This window comes from Janthinobacterium sp. ROICE36, from assembly GCF_002869965.1.
Classification (GTDB): domain Bacteria; phylum Pseudomonadota; class Gammaproteobacteria; order Burkholderiales; family Burkholderiaceae_D; genus Janthinobacterium.
In genome coordinates this window covers 24,291-42,558 of sequence record NZ_PEBS01000051.1, presented here as the reverse complement: position 1 = coordinate 42,558, position 18,268 = coordinate 24,291, and the positions used below count along the sequence as shown (strand labels likewise).

18 protein-coding genes and 1 pseudogene are annotated in these 18,268 nt (G+C 62.7%); 13 read left to right on the top strand and 6 right to left on the bottom strand.

What is annotated here, in order from left to right:
- Positions 1-131, top strand: a pseudogene (locus tag CSZ94_RS28820) (IS481 family transposase); the annotation flags it as partial.
- Here the strand turns inward: CSZ94_RS28820 and CSZ94_RS19410 are convergent.
- Both CSZ94_RS19410 and nadB read right to left on the bottom strand, forming a co-directional pair.
- Positions 87-944 (bottom strand): hypothetical protein, encoded by an 858-nt coding sequence (locus CSZ94_RS19410; protein WP_102123023.1) that lies wholly within the window; start codon positions 942-944, stop codon positions 87-89. The pseudogene CSZ94_RS28820 and the gene CSZ94_RS19410 overlap by 45 nt on opposite strands.
- Positions 945-1,055: 111 nt before the next feature.
- Positions 1,056-2,669, bottom strand: a complete 1,614-nt coding sequence (gene nadB, locus CSZ94_RS19405; protein WP_102123022.1) for an L-aspartate oxidase — start codon at positions 2,667-2,669, stop codon at positions 1,056-1,058.
- A 203-nt stretch (positions 2,670-2,872) separates the two neighbouring features.
- Between nadB and CSZ94_RS19400 the strand changes: the two genes are divergently transcribed.
- The 7 genes from CSZ94_RS19400 to CSZ94_RS19370 all read left to right on the top strand — a co-directional run bounded on the left by CSZ94_RS19400 (position 2,873) and on the right by CSZ94_RS19370 (position 12,146).
- Positions 2,873-4,261: a TIGR03013 family XrtA/PEP-CTERM system glycosyltransferase gene (locus CSZ94_RS19400; RefSeq protein ID WP_102123021.1), complete on the top strand. Its 1,389-nt coding sequence runs from the start codon at positions 2,873-2,875 to the stop codon at positions 4,259-4,261.
- Positions 4,258-6,309, top strand: a complete 2,052-nt coding sequence (gene prsK, locus CSZ94_RS19395; RefSeq protein ID WP_102123020.1) for an XrtA/PEP-CTERM system histidine kinase PrsK — start codon at positions 4,258-4,260, stop codon at positions 6,307-6,309. The genes CSZ94_RS19400 and prsK overlap by 4 nt, the downstream gene beginning before the upstream one ends.
- Positions 6,310-6,321: 12 nt before the next feature.
- Positions 6,322-7,677 (top strand): PEP-CTERM-box response regulator transcription factor, encoded by a 1,356-nt coding sequence (gene prsR, locus CSZ94_RS19390; protein WP_102123019.1) that lies wholly within the window; start codon positions 6,322-6,324, stop codon positions 7,675-7,677.
- 105 nt (positions 7,678-7,782) lie between these two features.
- Positions 7,783-8,226, top strand: a complete 444-nt coding sequence (locus CSZ94_RS19385; protein WP_102123018.1) for a hemerythrin domain-containing protein — start codon at positions 7,783-7,785, stop codon at positions 8,224-8,226.
- A 34-nt stretch (positions 8,227-8,260) separates the two neighbouring features.
- Positions 8,261-9,163: a hypothetical protein gene (locus CSZ94_RS19380; RefSeq protein ID WP_102123017.1), complete on the top strand. Its 903-nt coding sequence runs from the start codon at positions 8,261-8,263 to the stop codon at positions 9,161-9,163.
- Between the two features lie 204 nt (positions 9,164-9,367).
- Positions 9,368-9,937, top strand: a complete 570-nt coding sequence (locus CSZ94_RS19375; RefSeq protein WP_102123016.1) for a DUF1439 domain-containing protein — start codon at positions 9,368-9,370, stop codon at positions 9,935-9,937.
- 175 nt (positions 9,938-10,112) lie between these two features.
- A complete protein-coding gene (locus tag CSZ94_RS19370) occupies positions 10,113-12,146 on the top strand; it encodes a M13 family metallopeptidase (RefSeq protein WP_102123015.1) in 2,034 nt (677 codons plus the stop codon).
- A gap of 34 nt (positions 12,147-12,180) precedes the next feature.
- Here the strand turns inward: CSZ94_RS19370 and fdx are convergent, their stop codons facing one another.
- From fdx to lpxO, 3 genes are all read right to left on the bottom strand, one after another.
- Positions 12,181-12,513 carry an ISC system 2Fe-2S type ferredoxin gene (gene fdx, locus CSZ94_RS19365; RefSeq protein ID WP_102123014.1) on the bottom strand — a complete coding sequence of 111 codons (333 nt, stop codon included), beginning with the start codon at positions 12,511-12,513 and terminating at the stop codon, positions 12,181-12,183.
- Between the two features lie 61 nt (positions 12,514-12,574).
- Complete coding sequence (locus tag CSZ94_RS19360) at positions 12,575-12,973, bottom strand: DUF6331 family protein (RefSeq protein WP_102123013.1); 399 nt, start codon at positions 12,971-12,973, stop codon at positions 12,575-12,577.
- A gap of 85 nt (positions 12,974-13,058) precedes the next feature.
- Positions 13,059-13,958, bottom strand: coding sequence for a lipid A hydroxylase LpxO (gene lpxO / locus CSZ94_RS19355; protein ID WP_102123012.1), 900 nt, complete (start codon positions 13,956-13,958; stop codon positions 13,059-13,061).
- Positions 13,959-14,101: 143 nt separating this feature from the next.
- On the opposite strand from lpxO, the gene CSZ94_RS19350 reads away from it, so the two are divergent.
- The 3 genes from CSZ94_RS19350 to CSZ94_RS19340 all read left to right on the top strand — a co-directional run bounded on the left by CSZ94_RS19350 (position 14,102) and on the right by CSZ94_RS19340 (position 17,027).
- Positions 14,102-14,527, top strand: coding sequence for a hotdog fold thioesterase (locus CSZ94_RS19350; protein WP_102123011.1), 426 nt, complete (start codon positions 14,102-14,104; stop codon positions 14,525-14,527).
- Between the two features lie 260 nt (positions 14,528-14,787).
- The gene (locus CSZ94_RS19345) at positions 14,788-16,368 is read left to right on the top strand and encodes a methyl-accepting chemotaxis protein (RefSeq protein ID WP_102123010.1); all 1,581 of its coding nucleotides are present in this window, start codon (positions 14,788-14,790) and stop codon (positions 16,366-16,368) included.
- A gap of 122 nt (positions 16,369-16,490) precedes the next feature.
- Entirely contained in the window at positions 16,491-17,027 is a 537-nt protein-coding gene (locus CSZ94_RS19340; protein WP_102123009.1) for a CPBP family glutamic-type intramembrane protease, read from the top strand.
- Here CSZ94_RS19340 and CSZ94_RS19335 read toward each other — a convergent pair.
- Positions 17,009-17,335, bottom strand: a complete 327-nt coding sequence (locus tag CSZ94_RS19335) for a hypothetical protein (protein WP_102123008.1) — start codon at positions 17,333-17,335, stop codon at positions 17,009-17,011. The two genes, CSZ94_RS19340 and CSZ94_RS19335, sit on opposite strands and share 19 nt — an antisense overlap.
- 97 nt (positions 17,336-17,432) lie before the next feature.
- Here CSZ94_RS19335 and CSZ94_RS28095 point away from each other — a divergent pair, with 97 nt between their 5' ends.
- Entirely contained in the window at positions 17,433-17,609 is a 177-nt protein-coding gene (locus CSZ94_RS28095; RefSeq protein ID WP_180977540.1) for a hypothetical protein, read from the top strand.
- Positions 17,606-18,247, top strand: a complete 642-nt coding sequence (locus CSZ94_RS19330; protein ID WP_102123007.1) for a DUF6000 family protein — start codon at positions 17,606-17,608, stop codon at positions 18,245-18,247. The genes CSZ94_RS28095 and CSZ94_RS19330 overlap by 4 nt, the downstream gene beginning before the upstream one ends.
- Positions 18,248-18,268: the final 21 nt, after the last annotated feature.

The window sequence follows — 18,268 nt, the reverse complement described above, 5'->3', positions numbered from 1 at the left end:
TCTACAACCACAACATTCCCCAGCGCGCCTTGGATAACGCAACACCGATTCAGGCGATGAAGAAATGGCAGGAGAAAAAGCCGGAATTATTCGTTAAACGCGTATATAACCAGGCCGGTCTTGACAGATAGGTCGCGATCGCCGGGCACTTTCGAGGCGCTTTTCTGATAGATGGCGCGGGTGGCCAGCAATGCATCGAGCAAGCCTAGTGCGGTTTGTTCTTTGGGGCCGGCAAGTAGCGGGCGCAACGAGGTCATTTCCTCGGTTGAGGCCGACAGCATAAAGTACTCGAAGGGATTGCCGGTGGCTGCCGCCTTTTGAGACGCGACAGCTTCCATTTGACGCAAGGCTTCGAGCTTCGCGCGGGCGGCCGGATTAACCGGCTGGGCCAGCATCAGGGTGATCAGGTATTTGGCCGCACCGACGAATTCCTGATCGATGCCCCAGTGCTCGAAGCGCGGTCCTGCGGCCAGGGCAAAGCCGGCGAGCATCTCTGCTTCCTGGCGCATGGTGTAGAAAGCAATGGAGTCCGGATAGGTGGCGTCGAATCTGGCGATAGCAGCAACCGCGTCGGGGCCCTTGAGTATCGCTTCGAGCGCGCTTGTCACGGCTGGACCGTTTTCAGTTACCAGGGTCGTGAAGCCGGCCGGGGGCAAGGCATTGAAGTAGGCGGAAGAGAACTGGGCGATCTCGGCGACACCGTGATCCTCGCCGAGGAGGACGTACTGCGCCTGGCGCGAAGCCTGCAACAGCAGGGCCGCACCGGGTCCCGATAGGGTGCCTTTGTCAACGGTGATAGCGAGCCGGCTAGCTGTAAGTTTTTCAAGGACGGCGGTATCGGCGACGGCCGAATCGGCGAAGCCGAGCGTCAGGGTGGCGGCAAGGAAGGCGAGACGGAAGAACATGGTGTGTGGGCCGATCAGGGCGGTCAGTGAGTGGGTCAACAGTTTAAATTGTCGCTAGCAACGTCGGCTTCTGGCCGATAGCAGCACACCGTCATGTATCATCGCACGATGTGCCTGCTTTCAGTGATGGAAGGCGGGTTTGTGTGTCGTCTACCTGTGCGGCGGCGTCAGCACGCTGGCGATCGCCTTCGGCAATGTTTCCGGATAATCGCGGCTGAAGTGCAAGCCGCGGCTTTCGCGGCGCGACAGGGCGCTGTTGACGATCATCGAGGCCACGTCGACCAGATTGCGCAATTCCAATAAGTCGTGCGTGATGCGGAAGTTGCGGTAGTACTCGTCGATTTCTTCCTTCAAGAGGGCAATGCGGTGCTGGGCCCGCTCCAGCCGTTTGGTGGTGCGCACAATGCCCACGTAATTCCACATGAAGCGGCGCAGCTCGTCCCAATTGTGGGCAATCACCACTTCCTCATCCGCATCCGTAACGCGGCTTTCATCCCAGTCGGGCAGGTACGGCGTGCCCAGCTTTTCCTTGCTTTCGATATCTTGCGCGCAGGCGCGGCCGATGACGATGCATTCCAGCAAGGAATTGCTCGCCAGGCGGTTCGCGCCATGCAAGCCGGTGCACGCCGTTTCGCCGACCGCGTACAGGCCCGGCAAGTCGGCGCGGCCCGCCAAGTCCGTCACCACGCCGCCGCACGTGTAGTGGGCGGCCGGCACGATGGGGATCGGCTGCTTGGTGATGTCGATGCCCAGTTCCAAACAGCGCGCGTAAATGGTGGGGAAGTGTTCGATGAGGAACTCTGCCGGCTTGTGGCTGATGTCCAGGTGCACGTAGTCGAGGCCCCGCTTCTTGATTTCGAAGTCGATGGCGCGCGCCACCACGTCGCGCGGCGCCAGTTCGGCCCGCTCGTCGTGGGCCAGCATGAAGCGCTGGCCGGCTGCCGCGCCCGCTTCAGGCGGCAGTTTCAGCAAGCCGCCTTCGCCACGGATGGCTTCGGTGATCAGGAAGGATTTCGCGTACGGGTGGTACAAACACGTGGGGTGGAACTGGATGAATTCCATGTTCGACACGCGGCAGCCGGCGCGCCAGGCCATGGCGATGCCGTCGCCGCTGGCCGTGTCGGGATTCGTTGTATATAAGTATACTTTTCCCGCGCCGCCCGTGGCCAGCACGGTGTGCTCGGCGGCAAAAGTATGCACCTTGCCCGTTTGCTCATCCTGTACGTACAGGCCGTGGCAATGCGGTTGCGCATTGCGCTGGGTGGGCTTCATGCCCAGCTTGTCGGAGGTGATCAGGTCGATGGCGCAATGGTGTTCGAACAGGCTGATGTTCGGATGGGCGCGCACCTTTTCTTCCAGGGTCACTTGCACGGCGTGCCCGGTGGCGTCGGCCGCGTGGATGATGCGACGCTGGCTGTGTCCGCCTTCGCGGGTCAGGTGGAAGCCCAGCTCGGCCGTGGCGTCGCGCGTAAATGGCACGCCTTGCTCGATCAGCCATTCAATGGCTTCGCGGCCGTGCTCGACGATATAGCGCGTGGCGCTCTCGTCGCACAGGCCGCCGCCGGCGATCAGGGTGTCTTCGATATGCTGCTGGTGGCTGTCGCCCGAGTCCAGCACGGCCGCGATCCCGCCCTGCGCCCAGTTGCTGGCGCCATCGAGCAGCGCGCGTTTGGAAATGATCGCGACAGTGCGCGTCTCAGCTAAATGCAGTGCAACCGATAAACCCGCCAGGCCACTGCCGACAATCGCTACATCAAATTTCATGACATTTATCTCTTTTAGGGGAAGCATACTATATGCCATTTCCCTTCATTCGGTAATGTGTTGAGATAAATTCTGCCAGCGAAAGATCGCTGGGGCCGTAGCTTGTGGCGCATCAATGTCTTCGTGGAACAGTTCGCCATCATGGCAAGACAGCAGCAAGCCGCCCTGTGCGCGGCCGGATGCTTTTTGCCGCAGGAGTAACCATGATCCGCATCTTCAGCCATTACGTCTCGAAAACAGCGTTTATCCTGCTGTTGCTGGAAATCCTGATCCTGCTGCTGTCGGCCACCCTGACATCGATGCTGTGGCTGGCGGACGGCAGCCGCGTCCTGCGGGTGGGCGAGGTCTATCTGTCGTCCGTGATCTTTGCACTGGTCATCGTGTTCAGCATGAGTGCGCTGGGCATGTATCAGCACCGCTCGCGCGAAGACATCCGCAACACTTTATTGCGCATCCTGCCCTCGTTCGCGCTGGGTTTTGCCGTGCTGAGCGTGTTGATCCGTTTTGTCCCGTCCTTGCATTTCGGGCGCGGCAGCGTGCTGATCTTCGGCCTGGGCGCCATCGGCGTGCTGCTGGCGCGCCTGGTGGTGTTCAAATCCTCGCAATCGGCGCTGATGGAAGGCCGGCTGATCCTGGTGGGCGGCGGTGCGCTGGCGCGCGAATGCATGGACTTGGCGGCCAGCAAGATCGGTTTCCACCAGTTTACGGTGGTCGGCTGCATCGATGTGGCTGGCGAGCAATGCTGCGTGCCGGCCTCGGCCTTGCTGCCGGCCGAACCGTCGCTGCTGGCCATGGCCCAGCGCCATGCCGCGCATGAGATCGTCGTCTCCGTCAGCGACCGGCGCAATGGCGCGTTTCCTGCCAAGCAACTACTGGAATGCGCGCTGGGCGGCGTCAAGGTGATCGATGCGGCCACGTTTTTCGAGCGCGAAGCGTGCCAGATCCGCATCGATTCATTGCAACCGAGCTATCTGATCTATGGCGGCGGTTTCGACCAGAGTTTTTTTCGCGCCGCCTCGAAGCGTTTGTTCGACCTGGCGGCCAGCAGCATCATCTGCCTGGCGGCGCTGCCCGTGATGCTGGTGACGGCGATCTGCATCCGCCTGGAAGACGGCGGCCCCGTGTTTTACCAGCAGGAACGGGTGGGGCGCGACGGCTTGCCTTTTAAGGTGTTGAAATTTCGCAGCATGCGCTGCGATGCCGAGCGCGACGGCAAACCCATCTGGGCGCTGGCCAACGATGCGCGCATCACGCGCGTGGGTAATGTCATTCGCAAGCTGCGCATCGACGAGTTGCCGCAGGTGCTCAATGTGTTTCGCGGCGAAATGAGTTTTGTCGGGCCACGCCCCGAGCGCGCCCACTTTGTCGAGCAACTGAAGCAGCAGGTGCCTTACTACAACATTCGTCACAACATCAAGCCGGGCATCACGGGCCTGGCGCAGGTGCGCTACCAGTATGGCGCCTCTGTCGACGATGCCGTGAAGAAGCTGCAATACGATTTGTATTATGTGAAAAACAATAGCCTGTTCCTCGACTTGCTGATCCTACTCGACACGGTGCAGGTGGTGCTGTTTGGCAAGGGCAGCCGATGATGGGGGCGCGGTCGGACTGGCTGGCGGCGGCCGACGCTGGGGCACTCAGCCATGGCCTGGCGTCGCTGGCATTCTTCGTGCTGGCGCTGCTGCTCATCAGCAACTGGCGCGCACGGCAAAATGTGCGCGCCTTGCTGGTGGCTTGCCTGGCGACGGGCGGCTGGGCCACGGGCACGGTGGTGCTCGTGCTGCTGGGACAGCGCCTCGCGCTGGCCGGCGATGCGCTGGAACTGCTGCGCACCCTGGCCTGGCTGGTCTTCCTGCTACTGCTGATCGAGCCGTCGCGTCCCCGCTTGCGCCTGGTGCTGGTGGGCATCGTCCTCACGGCGCTGGCGCCCTGGCTGTTCTCGATGGCCTCTTCCTGGCTGGCACTGCCTTTGCCGGCGCGCATCATCGCCAGCCTCAGCCGTTTGCTGCTTGCCGTGCTGGGTATGTTGCTGGTGGAACAGTGGTATCGCAACACGCCGCCCCTGAAACGCTGGGGCATCAAGTTCGCCTGCCTGGGCGTGGGCGGGCTGTTCGCCTACGATTTTTATCTGTACAGCGACGCCTTGCTGTTTCGCGCGATCAACGACGACATCTGGGCCGCGGGCGGCATCGTCGACGCCCTGTGCGCGCCGCTGCTGGCCGTCTCGGCCGCGCGCAATCCCGGCTGGGCGCTGGGCCTGTCCGTCTCGCGCCAGATGCTGTACCGCTCGGCCGCCTTGCTGGGCTCGGCCATCTATTTGCTGGCCATGGCGGCCAGTGCTTATTACTTGCGCTATTTCGGCGGCACCTGGGGGTCCTTGATGCAGATGGCTTACCTGGGCGGCGCGGCTCTGCTGCTGGCGGGCGTGCTGTTTTCCGGCAGCCTGCGCGCCAAGCTCAAGGTCACGATCAACAAGCATTTTTATAAGGCCATCTTTGATTACCGCGAGGAATGGCTGCGGTTTACGCGGGCGCTGTCCGAAGATGGCCCTGCCTTGGGTGAACGCACGATACAGGCCATGGCGCAGCTGGTGGAAAGCCGCGCGGGCGCGCTGTGGATACTGCGCGAGCCTGGCCTGCTTGCCCCGGCCGCCAGCTGGAACTGGCCGCCGGGCACGTGGAGCGAGCCGGCGTCCGGTCCCCTGTGCCAGTTTCTGGAAGCGCGCCACTGGGTGATCGATGTGGCTGACTGCGAGCAAAACCCGCGCCAGTACGGCGGCTTGCTGCTGCCGCCGGCGCTGCTGGCGCTGCCGCAAGTGTGGCTGCTGGTGCCCTTGATGCTGCATGGCCAGCTGTTCGCCTTTGTCGCGCTGGCGCGCCCCCGCACGCGTATCGGCTTGAACTGGGAAATCCGCGACGTGCTGAAAATTGCCGGCAGCCAGGCCGCCAGCTACCTGGCGCACCGCGAATCGCTCGACACCCTGACGGTGGCGCGCCAGTTCGATTCCTTCAACCGCATGTCCACTTTTATCGTGCACGACCTCAAAAACCTGGTGTTCCAGCTGTCCTTGTTATTGAGCAATGCCGAAAAGCACCGCGCCAATCCCGCCTTCCAGGAAGACATGCTGGGCACACTCGACCATTCCGTGCAGAAAATGAAGACCTTGCTGCAAAAGCTGGCGCGCGGCGAGGCGCCGGAAGCGCCGGCACCGCTGCTGCTCGATGGCTTGCTGCGCCAGGCCGTGGCCGCCAAGGCCAGCCTGGCGCCGGCGCCCCGGCTGGAAATCGTCGATGGCGAGCTGACGGTGCTGGCTAACCGCGCTCGGCTGGAGCGCGTGCTCGGGCATTTGATCCAGAACGCCATCGAGGCCACGGCCAGCGATGGCAAGGTGGCCGTGCGGTTGCGGCGGGTGCAGCATACGGCCGTGGTCGAACTCGACGATACGGGGCAGGGCATGAGCGAGCAATTCATCCGCGAACGCCTGTTCAAACCGTTTGATACGACCAAGACGGCGGGCATGGGCATCGGCGTGTTTGAAAGCCGCGAATACCTGCGCGAAGTGGGCGGCAGCCTGGAAGTGCGCAGCGCGCCGCAAGTGGGCACCACGTTCCGCGTGATCCTGCCGCTGCACGCGGCCTAGCAAAGGAATGCCATGGGCAAACAGAAACTGCTGGTCATCGAAGACGATCCCGGCCTGCAAAAGCAGCTGCACTGGAGTTTTGACGGCTATGAGGTCTTGCTGGCGGGCGAGCGCGAAACGGCGCTGGCGCTGGTGCGGCGCCACCAGCCGGCCGTGGTGACGATGGACCTGGGCTTGCCGCCCGATCCGGACGGCGCCACGGAAGGCCTGGCTACCTTGCAGCACATCCTGGCGCTGGCGCCGGACACCAAGGTCATCATTCTCTCGGGCAACCAGGAGCGCGCGCATGCCTTAAAGGCCATCGCCCTGGGGGCCTACGATTTCCACCAGAAACCGTTCGAGGCCGACATGCTGGGCCTGGTCATCGCCCGCGCGTTCTACCTGCACGCCATGCAGCAGGAAAACCGCCGCATGCTGCAGACGCAGGCGGACTCGCCCCTGGCCGGCATCGTCAGCCGCGACCCCGGCATGCTGAAACTGTGCCGCAACGTGGAAAAAGTGGCGCCCTCGTCGGCCAGCGTGATGCTGCTGGGCGATTCGGGCAGCGGCAAGGAGCTGATTGCGCGGGGCTTGCATGCGCTGTCCAGCCGCCACGCGCAGCGCTTCATTGCCATCAACTGCGCGGCGATACCCGAAAACCTGCTGGAAAGCGAGCTCTTCGGCTATGAGCGGGGGGCCTTTACGGGCGCGGCGCGGCAAACCCTGGGCAAGATCGAACTGGCGCATGGCGGTACTTTCTTTCTCGACGAGGTCGGCGACATGCCGATGGCGCTGCAGGCGAAACTGCTGCGCTTCCTGCAGGAGCGGGTCATCGAGCGCGTGGGCGGGCGCGCCGAGATCGCCGTCGACGTGCGCATCGTCTGCGCCACGCACCAGGACTTGAAGGTGCTGGCGGAACAGGGACGTTTCCGCGAAGACCTGTTTTACCGTCTCAGCGAAATCGTCTTGCGCATTCCGCCCCTGCGCGAGCGGGCCGGCGATTGCGCCTTGCTGGCCCACCATTTCAAGAACAAGTTCTGCGCCAGCGAAGGGCGCGGCAACCTGCATTTCAGCGCAGGCGCGCTACAGCTGGTGGAAAACTACGGCTGGCCCGGCAATGTGCGCGAGGTGGAAAACTGCATCAGGCGGGCCGTCATCATGTGCGACGGACCGCAGATCGCGGCCGACGACCTGGGCTTGCCCGCCAGCGCCCAGGCGGCGCCCCCGGATGCGCCGCTGAACCTGCGCCAGGCGCGCGAAGCGGCCGAATACAAGGTCATGGTGCGCGCGCTGGCGCGGGCCGACGGCAATATCGCCCGCGCGGCCGAGCTGCTGGGCGTGAGCCGGCCCACCCTGTACGACTTGATGGGCCACCACGGCATCAAGTGAGCACAGAAGCAAGCAAGTGTATAAAAACCAAGATTGTGTAAGGCGCCGCACATACGCTGGCGCCGCTATGGCGCATCCTTGCCTCATCCACAACAAGGAGGCGCCATGAATGCGATCAGTTTATTAATGCAGGACCACAAGGCAGTCAAAGCCTTGTTTGCCCAATATGAAGGCTTGAGCGACCGCTCATTTGCCACCAAGAAAAAGCTGGCCGAGCAGATTTGCCAGGAATTGACCGTGCACACGCAGCTGGAGGAAGAAATCTTCTATCCGGCCGTGCGCCGCCCCATCCACGATGGCGACCTGATGGATGAAGCTATCGTCGAGCACGCGAGCGCCAAGGAACTCATTGCGCAAATCGAATCGATGGACCCCGCCGATGACCTGTACGACGCCAAGGTCAAGGTCCTGTCCGAGCAGATCGAACACCACGTCAAGGAAGAAGAGGGCGACATGTTTCCCAAGGTGCGCCATACGGGTGTCGACCTGGACGCGCTGGGCCGGGAAATGGCCGCACGCAAGAAGCAGCTGACGGGCATCGCCGCCTGAGCACCATAAAAATCATCAACCAAGGGAGTATTCCATGCAAGCTACACAACTGTCCGCGTCGGACCTGAACAATCCGGGTGTTTCCTGGGGCGCCGTGCTGGCGGGCGCTGCCGCTGCGGCCGCCTTGTCCTTCATCCTGCTGATCCTCGGCGTGGGGCTGGGCCTGTCGTCCGTGTCGCCGTGGTCGTTCAACGCCACGGCCATCGGCGTGTCGACCATCGCCTGGCTGGCCTTCATGCAACTGGCCGCGTCCGGTATCGGCGGCTACCTGGCGGGTCGGCTGCGCGTGAAATGGAGCTCCATCCACACGGATGAAGTGCATTTCCGCGATACGGCGCACGGCTTGCTGGCCTGGGCCGTGGCCACCCTGATCACCGTGGCCGTACTGGCCGGCGGTACGCGCGCCGTGCTCAGCGGCGCCATCGAAGCGGGCAGCGGCGTGGCCGCTGCCGTTGCACCCGCAGCGGCAGCGGGCGCAGGTGCTGCAGGCGCCAAGCAAGGCGAGGGCAGTAGCGCCAATCCGCTCGATTATTTCTCGGACATGCTGCTGCGCTCTGCACCAGCGGCCGGTGCGGGTGGCACGCTTGCCGACCAGCGCGTGGAAATCGGCAAGATCTTCGCAACAAGCCTGTCCACGGGCAGTCTGGCTGCCGATGACCGCGCCTACCTGGGCCAAGTCGTGGCCAGCCGCACGGGCTTGACGCAGGCTGAAGCGGAAGCGCGGGTCGACGCCGTCTACGCGCGCACCGCCAAGGCCGCCGCCGATGCCAAAGCGGCCGCCCAGCAAGCGGCGGAAACGGCCCGCAAGGCCGGTGCCCACACGGCTCTGTGGATGTTCGTCGCCTTGCTGCTGGGCGCCTTCGTGGCCAGCCTGGCGGCAACGTTTGGCGGCCACCAGCGCGACCACGAGCGCGTGCTGCGCCATGTGACCATTTAACTCATCCATTTCAATCTAGGAGTCTGCCATGCGTTCCATCCTCTTGCTGCTGCTGGGCATCCCATTGCCCATCGTCATACTGATCGCCCTGTTCGTGCATTAAGACGTTGACGTACTCAAACGGCGCCCGCCGCAAGCCGGGCGCCGTTTGTGTTGAAGCTGGCGCATGTGTAAGATGGCGCCATCTTTCCACCGAGACTATCCATGAATGTGACCGCCATCCGCCCCTTGCTGAAAACCGCCGCCATCGCCGCTTTTGCCTGTACTGTGCTGGCCTCGTGTTCCACCCTGATTGGCCCGCGTGACGTGAACGTGTCGCTGAGCAAGATGCAGCAAGGCCTGGAGCGCCGCTTTCCCATCGACAAGCGCGTGTTGTCCGTGCTGGACGTCAAGCTGACCCACCCGCAACTGTCTTTGCAGCCCGAGCGCGAAAGAGTCGCCCTGAGCGTGGATGCCAGCGTCTTGCCACCCTTCATACGCCAGAGCTGGCGCGGCAGCCTGGCCATGTCGGGCCGTTTGGTGCTCGATGCCCAGCGCAACGCCGTCTACCTGAGCGAAGCGAGCGTGGACAAGGTCAGCATCGAGGGCATGGACGAGTCGCAGCAGCGCCAGTTCGCCAAGGTGGCCAGCCTGGTGGCCGACCAGCTCATGCATGAAACGCCCATCTATACCTTCAAGCCCGACGAATTGCGCTATGCGGGCGTGCAGTTTGTTCCGACGCAAATCAGGACCACGGGCAACGGGCTGACGGTGACGTTCGCGCCGGTGAAATAGGCGAGGCCTCGACCACGGGAGAGCTGATTTACGTAGCCGTGTTATTGCGCGGCGTCACCTCTTCTATTGTCCCAACATCATTGTTGCCCGCAGGCAGGCGGACTATAATCCTGCCTCCCATGCCTGGACACAGCATGTTCCCCAACATGAAGTGAAAACAATTAAAGGAATCTTCGTGAAACGTTCACTCATCAGCGCCGCCTGCTGCGCCTTGTTCGCCTTATCTTCGCCATCGTTGTACGCCCAGCCAGCGCCCGTATCGGGCATCGACCTGAAAACCCTGGACCCGGCGGTCAGCCCCCGCGATGATTTCTACGGCTACGTCAACGGCGTCTGGACCCGCAATACGGACATCCCGGCCGACAAATCGGTCTGGGGCACATATATTGAATTGCGTGAAATCGCGCAGGGCCAGCTGCGCGGCCTGATCGATGCCACCGTCAAGAACCCCGGCAAGCCCGGCAGCGAGGCGCACAAGATCGCCGACCTGTACACGAGTTTCATGAACGACAAGGCGCGCGATGCGGCCGGCTTCAAGCCCCTGCGCGCCGAACTGGCCCGCGTCGCCGCCGTGAAAGACAAGAAAGACTTGCCGGCGCTGTTTGCTTACCTGCAAGGCAATGGCATCGCCACGCCGTTTTCCGCCTATGTGGCGCCCGATGCGCAAGACCCGGAGCGCTACACGGTCAACATCAGCCAGTCCGGCCTGGGCTTGCCCGACCGCGATTACTATCTGAAGGACGACGACGCCAAGCTGCAAGCCGTGCGCGCCAAATACCTCAAGCATATCGAGACCATGCTGGCCATGAGCGGCGACCAGGCTGCCGCCGAGCACGCGGCGCAAATCCTCGACATCGAAACGCGTCTGGCGGCCGTGCAGTGGACGCGCGTGCAGATGCGCGACCCCGTCAAATCGTACAACCGCGTCGATTTCGATAAATTCGCGGCACTGGCGCCCGCTTTCGACTGGAAAGCCTACTTTGCCGCCGCCGGCTTGGCGAAAAAGGAAAGCTCGGCCGTGGTACGCCAGCCCAGCTTCATGACAGGCTTTTCCGAGACCGTGGCCGCCGTGCCGCTGGCATCGTGGAAGAGCTATCTGAACTGGCGCATCATCGAAAGCTATGCGTCTTATCTGGACAGCGCTACGCTCAAGGAGCGTTTCGCCTTCGACGGCACGGTGCTGCGCGGCGCGCCGCAAAGCGAACCGCAGTGGCAACTGGCGCTGCGCTTCACGGATAACGCCATCAGCGATGCCGTCGGCAAGCGTTACGTGGACATGTATTTGCCGCCGGAAACCCGGCCCCGCGTGATGGCCATGTTCGACAATTTCGTCGCCTCGTTCAAGGATGGCATCGAGCAGCTCGACTGGATGGGCCCGGAAACCAAGAAGGAAGCTCAGCTCAAGCTGGCCGCCTTGAAGCCGAAGATCGCGTATCCCGCTACCTGGCGCGACTACAGCAGCATGCAGACGCAGCCGAACGACCTGATCGCCAACGTGCGCGCCGCGCGCGCCTGGAGCCGCCAGCAAAACCTGGCCAAGCTGGGCAAACCCGTCGACCGCGACGAATGGTCGATGACGCCGCAAACCGTCAACGCCAGCTACAGCCCGTCGCTGAATGCCATCACCATTCCGGCCGCGATTTTGCAGCCGCCATTCTTCAACGTGAAAGCGGAAGATGCCGTCAATTACGGCTTGCTGGGCATCACCTTCGGCCATGAAATCAGCCATGCCTTCGATGATTCGGGTAGCCAATATGATGCCAAGGGTCGCTTGCGCAACTGGTGGACGGCGGAAGACCGCACGGCCTTCAAGGCCCTGGCCGCCGGTCTCGTCAAGCAATATGGCGCCTACAGCCCCGTGCCTGGCTATCACATCAATGGCGAACTGACCCTGGGCGAAAACATCGGCGACAATTCCGGCCTGTCGATCACCTACAAGGCTTACCAGCGTTCGCTCGGTGGCAAGCCGTCGCCAGTCATCGATGGCTTGACGGGCGAACAGCGCCTGTACATCGGCTTCGCGCAGAAATGGCGCGCGAAATTGCGTCCCGAGGCGGCGATCGCGCAGATCAAGAGCGACCCGCATTCTCCGGGCGAATTCCGCGCCAAGGGTACGGTCAAAAATCAGCCCGGCTTTTACGAAGCGTTCGGCATCAAGCCGGGCGACCCGATGTATCTGCCGCCCGGGCAGCGCGTGATCATGTGGTAAGCATGGTCAGGTAAGCAGGCAAGCGCGCCCGGGACTATTCCTTGGCGTGGTTGAGGGTGTACCTGGGCAGCTCCACGGTCAGGTCTTCGCGGCTTACGCGCGCCTGGCACGACAGGCGCGAGTGGGGCTGCAAGCCCCAGGCCTGGTCGAGCATGTCTTCTTCATTGTCGCCCAACTCGTTGAGCGAATCGAAACCCTGCACCACGACCACGTGGCAGGTGGAACAGGCGCCCACCTGGCCGCAGGCGTGTTCAATGTCAATGTTGTTGAGCAGCAAGGCGTCGCAAATGCTCATTGTTTCCGGCGCGTCGAAGACGGCGCCATCGGGGGCCAGCTCGGGATGGGGCAGGACGGTGATCTTGGGCATGCGCGATTCTCCTCGGTTATCCTTCAATAGCGTCACCTTGGACCTTCCCGCCTTGGCAAGGTCAAGCCCCTGCGCGCTCCTGTCCGACGATGCAGGCGTCGAGATGCTCGAGCAATTGCAAAAACACGCGTTTATCGGCAAAGTGATTCATCGTGGCGCTCGTCAATACATCGCTGGCCACCGCCGTCACGGCCACCTTGGCCGCCAAGCATGCGGCATGTAGTTGCGCGCGATTCAGTTCCAGCAGCGCCGTCGCGACACCGTCGCGCGTGAAATCGTAGGCATCCATGCCGCAACAGGCGGCGTCGCAATGCGTTTCCAGGCGGCAGATCAGCGGCCACAGCCCATCGAGCAGGGCATCGATGTCGATGGCCTGCTCGTAGCGCCCTGCGATGTCGATGCATTCGATCCAGGCATCATCGGCGATCTGGATAGCGTATCGGTGGTCGCGTTCAGTCATTGTTCAACATTTTCCTGCTCAGTGGCATCGCATTATAAAAAAACCGCCCGGAAGGCGGTTTTGTCCAAACAGGCAAGGACCGTTGCTAGATAAAGTAGATCAGCGCGATCACGCCCACCACCAGGGCCACGCGGGTGAGCTGGTAGGCCGTCTTGTTCCACGCCTTGAAGCGGCGGCGGTACTGGCCCATGGTCCAGGAAATCTGGAACAGTTTGCTCACGCCGCCCACCTGGTCGCCCAGTTCGTTGGGCGAGGCGGCGGCCGTCATCAGGGTGCGGCCCAACCAGCGGTTCAGGCCTTGCGCCCAGCGGTAGCGCATCGGGCGTTCGATGTCGCAAAACAGGATGATGCGGTCGCTGTCGGCATCGTTGCGGGCCCAGTGGATATACGTTTCATCGAACATCACGGCCTGGCCGTCGCGCCAGCTGTGGCGTTCGCCATCGACGTCGATGAAGCAGCGGTCGTCGTTCGGCGTCTGCAAGCCCAGGTGGTAACGCAGCGAGCCGGCGAACGGATCGCGGTGCGGGTTGAGTTTGCCGCCTTGCGGCAGTTCCGCAAACATGGCAGCCTTGATTGAAGGAATCGATTTCAGCAGCGCATAGGTTTGCGGGCACATTTGCTGTGCCGACGGATGATTCGCGTCATACCATTTCAGGTAGAAACGCTTCCAGCCATACTTGAAGAAGGAATTGAAGCCCACGTCATTGTTTTTTTCAGCCGCCTTGATCTTTTTCATTTCCTGCATGCGCAGCGCTTCATCGCGGATGATTTGCCAGTTCTGCTGCAGCGGCGCCAGTTCCGGAAATTGATCGACGGAAAGATAGGGCGTCGCCGGCACCTTGGAAAAGGTGTGCATGAACAGGTTCAGCGGCGCCATGAACGAGGAGTGATCGAAGATCTGGCGGCGAAACGGCAGGCGCACCTTGCCACGAAAATGAATATGTAAAACAGAAAACACAAAAATGCCCAGCAAGGCCCACTTCATACACAACCTCGTTTTTAAAGAATGGGGCAATTATAACCAGTTACTGCTCTCGCCACCCCGTGCCACGGTGAAGGAAAGATGAAGCGGCGCGGACGGGCGCTCTGTCCTACAATGGCTTTCCTTCACACTGATACGAGGTAACGATGGAAATCTGGCACGCACCGCTTGACCTGGCCACGCTCAACGCCGCCAGCGAGGGCACGGCCATGCGCCACCTGGGCATCGTCTTCACGGCTTTCGGTCCCGACTGGATCGAAGCGACCATGCCCGTCGACCACCGCACCATGCAGCCGTTCAAGCTGCTGCATGGCGGCGCTTCCGTCTTGCTGGCTGAAACCCTGGGCAGCATGGCCGCGAATGCCTGCCTCGATGCGGCCCGCCAGATCAGCGTGGGGCAGGAAATCAACGCCAACCACGTGCGCGGCGTGCGCGGCGGCCATGTGACGGGGCGCGCCACGCCGATACACCGGGGTCGCAGCAGCCAGGTCTGGGAAATCCGCATCGTCGACGACGACGGCAAACTGTGCTGCATCTCGCGCATCACCATGGCCGTCATCGACGCTCCTTGACTTGCATCAAAGCATCAAAAGTGGACGCGTGGAATCATCCAGAGCGCTATTCGCTTATAATTCAGTGTGTTGTTGTACCCGCGCGGGAGTTTTCCGTTACGCGCGCGTACACATTGCCCGGAATACAAGCTGACTGCCCAAAAAACGCCAGTTAGATACTGATATTGCTCCCAACGCAATATCAGCAAGTGACGGCGAGCAGATCGCCGGCTCTAGCGGAGCCGGCAAACAATCAACTTTATTACAGGGCAATAACAACAATGATGTCATTCAATCGTTTGACGATAGGCGCGCGCCTGAGCGCAGGCTTCGGGCTGCTGGTTTTGCTGATGCTGGTGCTGGCCGCCTTCGCGCTGCTGCGCATAGCCGCCATCTCCGGCGCCATGGACGCGCAGGACAAGGTACAGCTGGAAAAACTCGCCCCCCTGTACGTGGCGCGCGAAGCGCTTGACCAGACGGGCCTGGCTGCCCGCAACGCGTATATCTTCCATGACCAGGCCGCCGCCGAAAAAGAACTGGCCATCCTCGATAGCCAGAAGGCGCTGTACCTGGACGCGCTGGCCAGGCTGACGCCACAGTTCGCCGGTGATCCCCAATTCGAGAAAGTCAGCACGGGCCTGAAAGCCATGGCGCAGGAACTGCAGCGTCCGCGCCAGTTCCGCGCCACGGGACAGATGGAGCAATATGGCACCTTCCTCGTCGAAGAGTGCAGCCCGTTGCGGCGCCAGATCGTCGCCGATATCGATGCCGTGCTGAAAAACGTGCAGCGCGAATCGGAGCAAGCCAGCGTGGCCGCGCGCGCCATCTATGGCCAGTCGCTGCGCTGGATCGGCGTGCTGGCCGCGCTCAGCGTGCTCATTTGCATTACGGTGGCCACCGTCATCACGCGCGGCCTGCTGCGCCAGCTGGGCGGCGAACCGGCGTATGCGGCCACGATTGCCGGGCGCATCGCGCTGGGCGAACTGGCCATCGACGTGCACACGCGCCACGGCGACGACAGCAGTTTATTGTTCGCCATCAAAACCATGCGCGACAACCTGGCCGCCATCGTCGGCAAGGTGCGCCACGGTACGGAAAGCATCGCCACGGCCTCGACCGAGATCGCTACCGGCAACCGCGACCTGTCGCAGCGCACGGAGCAACAGGCCGGCTCGCTGGAAGAAGTGGCCTCGTCGATGGAAGAACTGATTTCCACCGTGCGCCAGAATGCGGACAACGCGCAGCAGGCGAACCGTTTGGCGCGCGAAGCGTCGACCGTGTCGGAGCAGGGCGGCAAGGCGGTGGCCGAAGTGGTGCACACCATGGGCCTGATCAATGCCTCGTCGAACAAGATCGTCGACATCATCGGCGTGATCGACAGCATCGCCTTCCAGACCAATATCCTGGCCTTGAACGCGGCCGTGGAAGCGGCGCGCGCCGGTGAACAGGGGCGCGGTTTCGCCGTGGTCGCCACCGAAGTGCGTAGCCTGGCGCAGCGCTCCGCCGCCGCCGCGCGCGAAATCAAGGCCTTGATCGACGATTCCGTCAGCAAGGTGGGCACGGGCACGGTGCTCGTCGAGCAGGCGGGCGCCACCATGCATGAGGTAGTGGCCGGCATCGGCAGGGTGACGGGCATCATGGCCGAGATCAGCCACGCCACGCAGGAGCAGGGCGCCGGCATCGAGCAAGTCAACCGCGCCATCGTCGACATGGACCGCGTCACCCAGCAAAACGCGGCCCTGGTCGAGCAGGCGGCCGCCGCCGCGCACGAGTTGCAGCAGCAGGCGGCGCAGCTGGAGCAGGAAGTGGGCATTTTCAAGCTGGCGGCGCCGGCCAACGGTCCTTTGCGCCTGGCGGCCTGAGGCAGATAGCGCACCAGCGCGGCGCGCCATGCGCCGCGCGCCAACAGCCATGCGTCAATAGTCATGCGTCAATAGTCATATTACGCGCTACAATGAGAGCAGGATCACCGCCAGGACTACTCATGCAAGTGCGCAGCAGCCATGATCTATCCAGCCCGGACGACGACAAACCGGCGCCGCCCGTGCTGCAGCTGGCCCTCGCCGGCCTGGGCTGGGGCTTGCTCACCTGCATGCTGTGCTTTGCCATCCTGTTCCTCACCAAATGGCTGCTGCCGCCCGCATACTGGGGCGCACACGCGGGTTTGACCAAGTTCAAGCACGAAATGTCGCTGCCCCTGCTGGTATTCTGGGTCGTCATCTATTCCCCCATCCTGGAAACCTTCCTCGGCCAGCTGCTGCCGCTGGAAATCCTCAAGCGCCTGGGCGCCGGCCGACAGCTGAGCATTGGTATCGGCGCCATCCTGTGGGCCATCGTGCATTTCATCAGCGGCGGTTTGCTGCACGCCATCGTCGCGCTGGGCTCGGGCGCCATGTTCAGCTTTGTCTACCTGCGCTATCGCAGCCCCGGCGTAGCCGTTGCCTTTGCGACAACGACATTTTCCCGCGCCTGCAACAATATCGCCCTCCTCGTGGCCGTGTTCTACGGCCTCGACGCCTGAGCGCTATCTTTCCTGAGCAAATACGGCAGCAGCGCCGCCAGCGCCACGGCCAGCACTGCCAGGCCGTTCAGCAACTGGCGGAAGGCGGCGTCATAGCTGGCGCGCAGCAGTGTTTCGTGGCCACTCAGCAGTTGTGTTGCCTGTTGCAGATCACCGAGCGCGGCGCGGTTGGCGGCGGCCAGCAGGGGCAGGTCGGCGGGCAGTTGCCGCGCCAGGCCCGCCGCGATCAGTCGCAGCCCAGCCGCGCTCAGGATGCCTGCTGCGACCCAGCGCGACAGCAGTGCTGCCAGCAACAGGGGTATCAGCAAGCGGAAAGAGCGGCGAGTATGGCGCGCCCGCCATTGAACAAAAATTGGATAAACTGATTAACATATCGGACACAAATGTCTTCAACGGGGGAATTACATGGATAGCCTGGGCGGCATCGCCATATTCGTGCAGGTGGCCGACAGCGGCAGTTTTTCGACCACGGCATTCTGGCTGCTGTGGCCGGCCAGCCGCCATTTGCCGCCGCGCCTGCACGTGTTTATCGATTTCCTGGTGGAACACTTCCAGGAGCGCCGTTTTGGAGGCTTGCCGTGAGTGATGACAAACCCCTTGCCGCGCTGCAGCGTCACGTGGCCGGGGCCACCGTGCGCCATGTGCACCCGTTCAGCAGGGTGCCCCTGCCACCGCAGGAAGCGCTGACGGCGGCACTGCGCGACGACTGGGTGCGGCCCCTGTACATGGGCCTGCACCAGCCCCAGGCGCGGCAATGCGCGCAGCGGTTGGCGCTGGCAGACGATGCCGTCATCGCGCGCCTGCTGGGGCAATTCGACTGGCGCAGCCGCACCGCGGGCGCTTACCTGGCCGCATTGGCGCAGCGTCATGACTTTACGGCCGCATTGGGCGGCTTGCTGCTGGCCAGCGAGGTGTGTTTCGCGGGCAGCGCCTATTGCCTGGCGCTGGCCGCCTTCGACACGCCCGCCAGCCGCGATTATCTGCATCGTTATCTTGACCATTACCTGCGCCAGCCGCAGCTGCACTTTGATCAGGAGCAAGCCATGGCTGCGATCCTGTATCTGGATAACAGGAACGGCAGTGCCGAAGCGACCCGTCACGCGCCTGCCTGGGCCGCTTTTGCGGCCGTCCGGCCCGGCCTGGCCCAGGACGAGGTGTGCGCCGCATTTACCATCGGCATGGACACTTTGCGCCGTTTGCAGGCCGCCGCTGGAAAATAGCCCTGATACGCTTCGTCCTGC

Bases quoted from the DNA above. Each gene is read 5' to 3' on its own strand.
- nadB (WP_102123022.1), bottom strand. From the start codon at position 2,669: ATGAAATTTGATGTAGCGATTGTCGGCAGTGGCCTGGCGGGTTTATCG.
- CSZ94_RS19400 (WP_102123021.1), top strand. From the start codon at position 2,873: ATGATCCGCATCTTCAGCCATTACGTCTCGAAAACAGCGTTTATCCTG.
- prsK (WP_102123020.1), top strand. From the start codon at position 4,258: ATGATGGGGGCGCGGTCGGACTGGCTGGCGGCGGCCGACGCTGGGGCA.
- prsR (WP_102123019.1), top strand. From the start codon at position 6,322: ATGGGCAAACAGAAACTGCTGGTCATCGAAGACGATCCCGGCCTGCAA.
- CSZ94_RS19385 (WP_102123018.1), top strand. From the start codon at position 7,783: ATGAATGCGATCAGTTTATTAATGCAGGACCACAAGGCAGTCAAAGCC.
- CSZ94_RS19380 (WP_102123017.1), top strand. From the start codon at position 8,261: ATGCAAGCTACACAACTGTCCGCGTCGGACCTGAACAATCCGGGTGTT.
- CSZ94_RS19375 (WP_102123016.1), top strand. From the start codon at position 9,368: ATGAATGTGACCGCCATCCGCCCCTTGCTGAAAACCGCCGCCATCGCC.
- fdx (WP_102123014.1), bottom strand. From the start codon at position 12,513: ATGCCCAAGATCACCGTCCTGCCCCATCCCGAGCTGGCCCCCGATGGC.
- CSZ94_RS19360 (WP_102123013.1), bottom strand. From the start codon at position 12,973: ATGACTGAACGCGACCACCGATACGCTATCCAGATCGCCGATGATGCC.
- lpxO (WP_102123012.1), bottom strand. From the start codon at position 13,958: ATGAAGTGGGCCTTGCTGGGCATTTTTGTGTTTTCTGTTTTACATATT.
- CSZ94_RS19350 (WP_102123011.1), top strand. From the start codon at position 14,102: ATGGAAATCTGGCACGCACCGCTTGACCTGGCCACGCTCAACGCCGCC.
- CSZ94_RS19345 (WP_102123010.1), top strand. From the start codon at position 14,788: ATGATGTCATTCAATCGTTTGACGATAGGCGCGCGCCTGAGCGCAGGC.
- CSZ94_RS19340 (WP_102123009.1), top strand. From the start codon at position 16,491: ATGCAAGTGCGCAGCAGCCATGATCTATCCAGCCCGGACGACGACAAA.
- CSZ94_RS28095 (WP_180977540.1), top strand. From the start codon at position 17,433: ATGGATAGCCTGGGCGGCATCGCCATATTCGTGCAGGTGGCCGACAGC.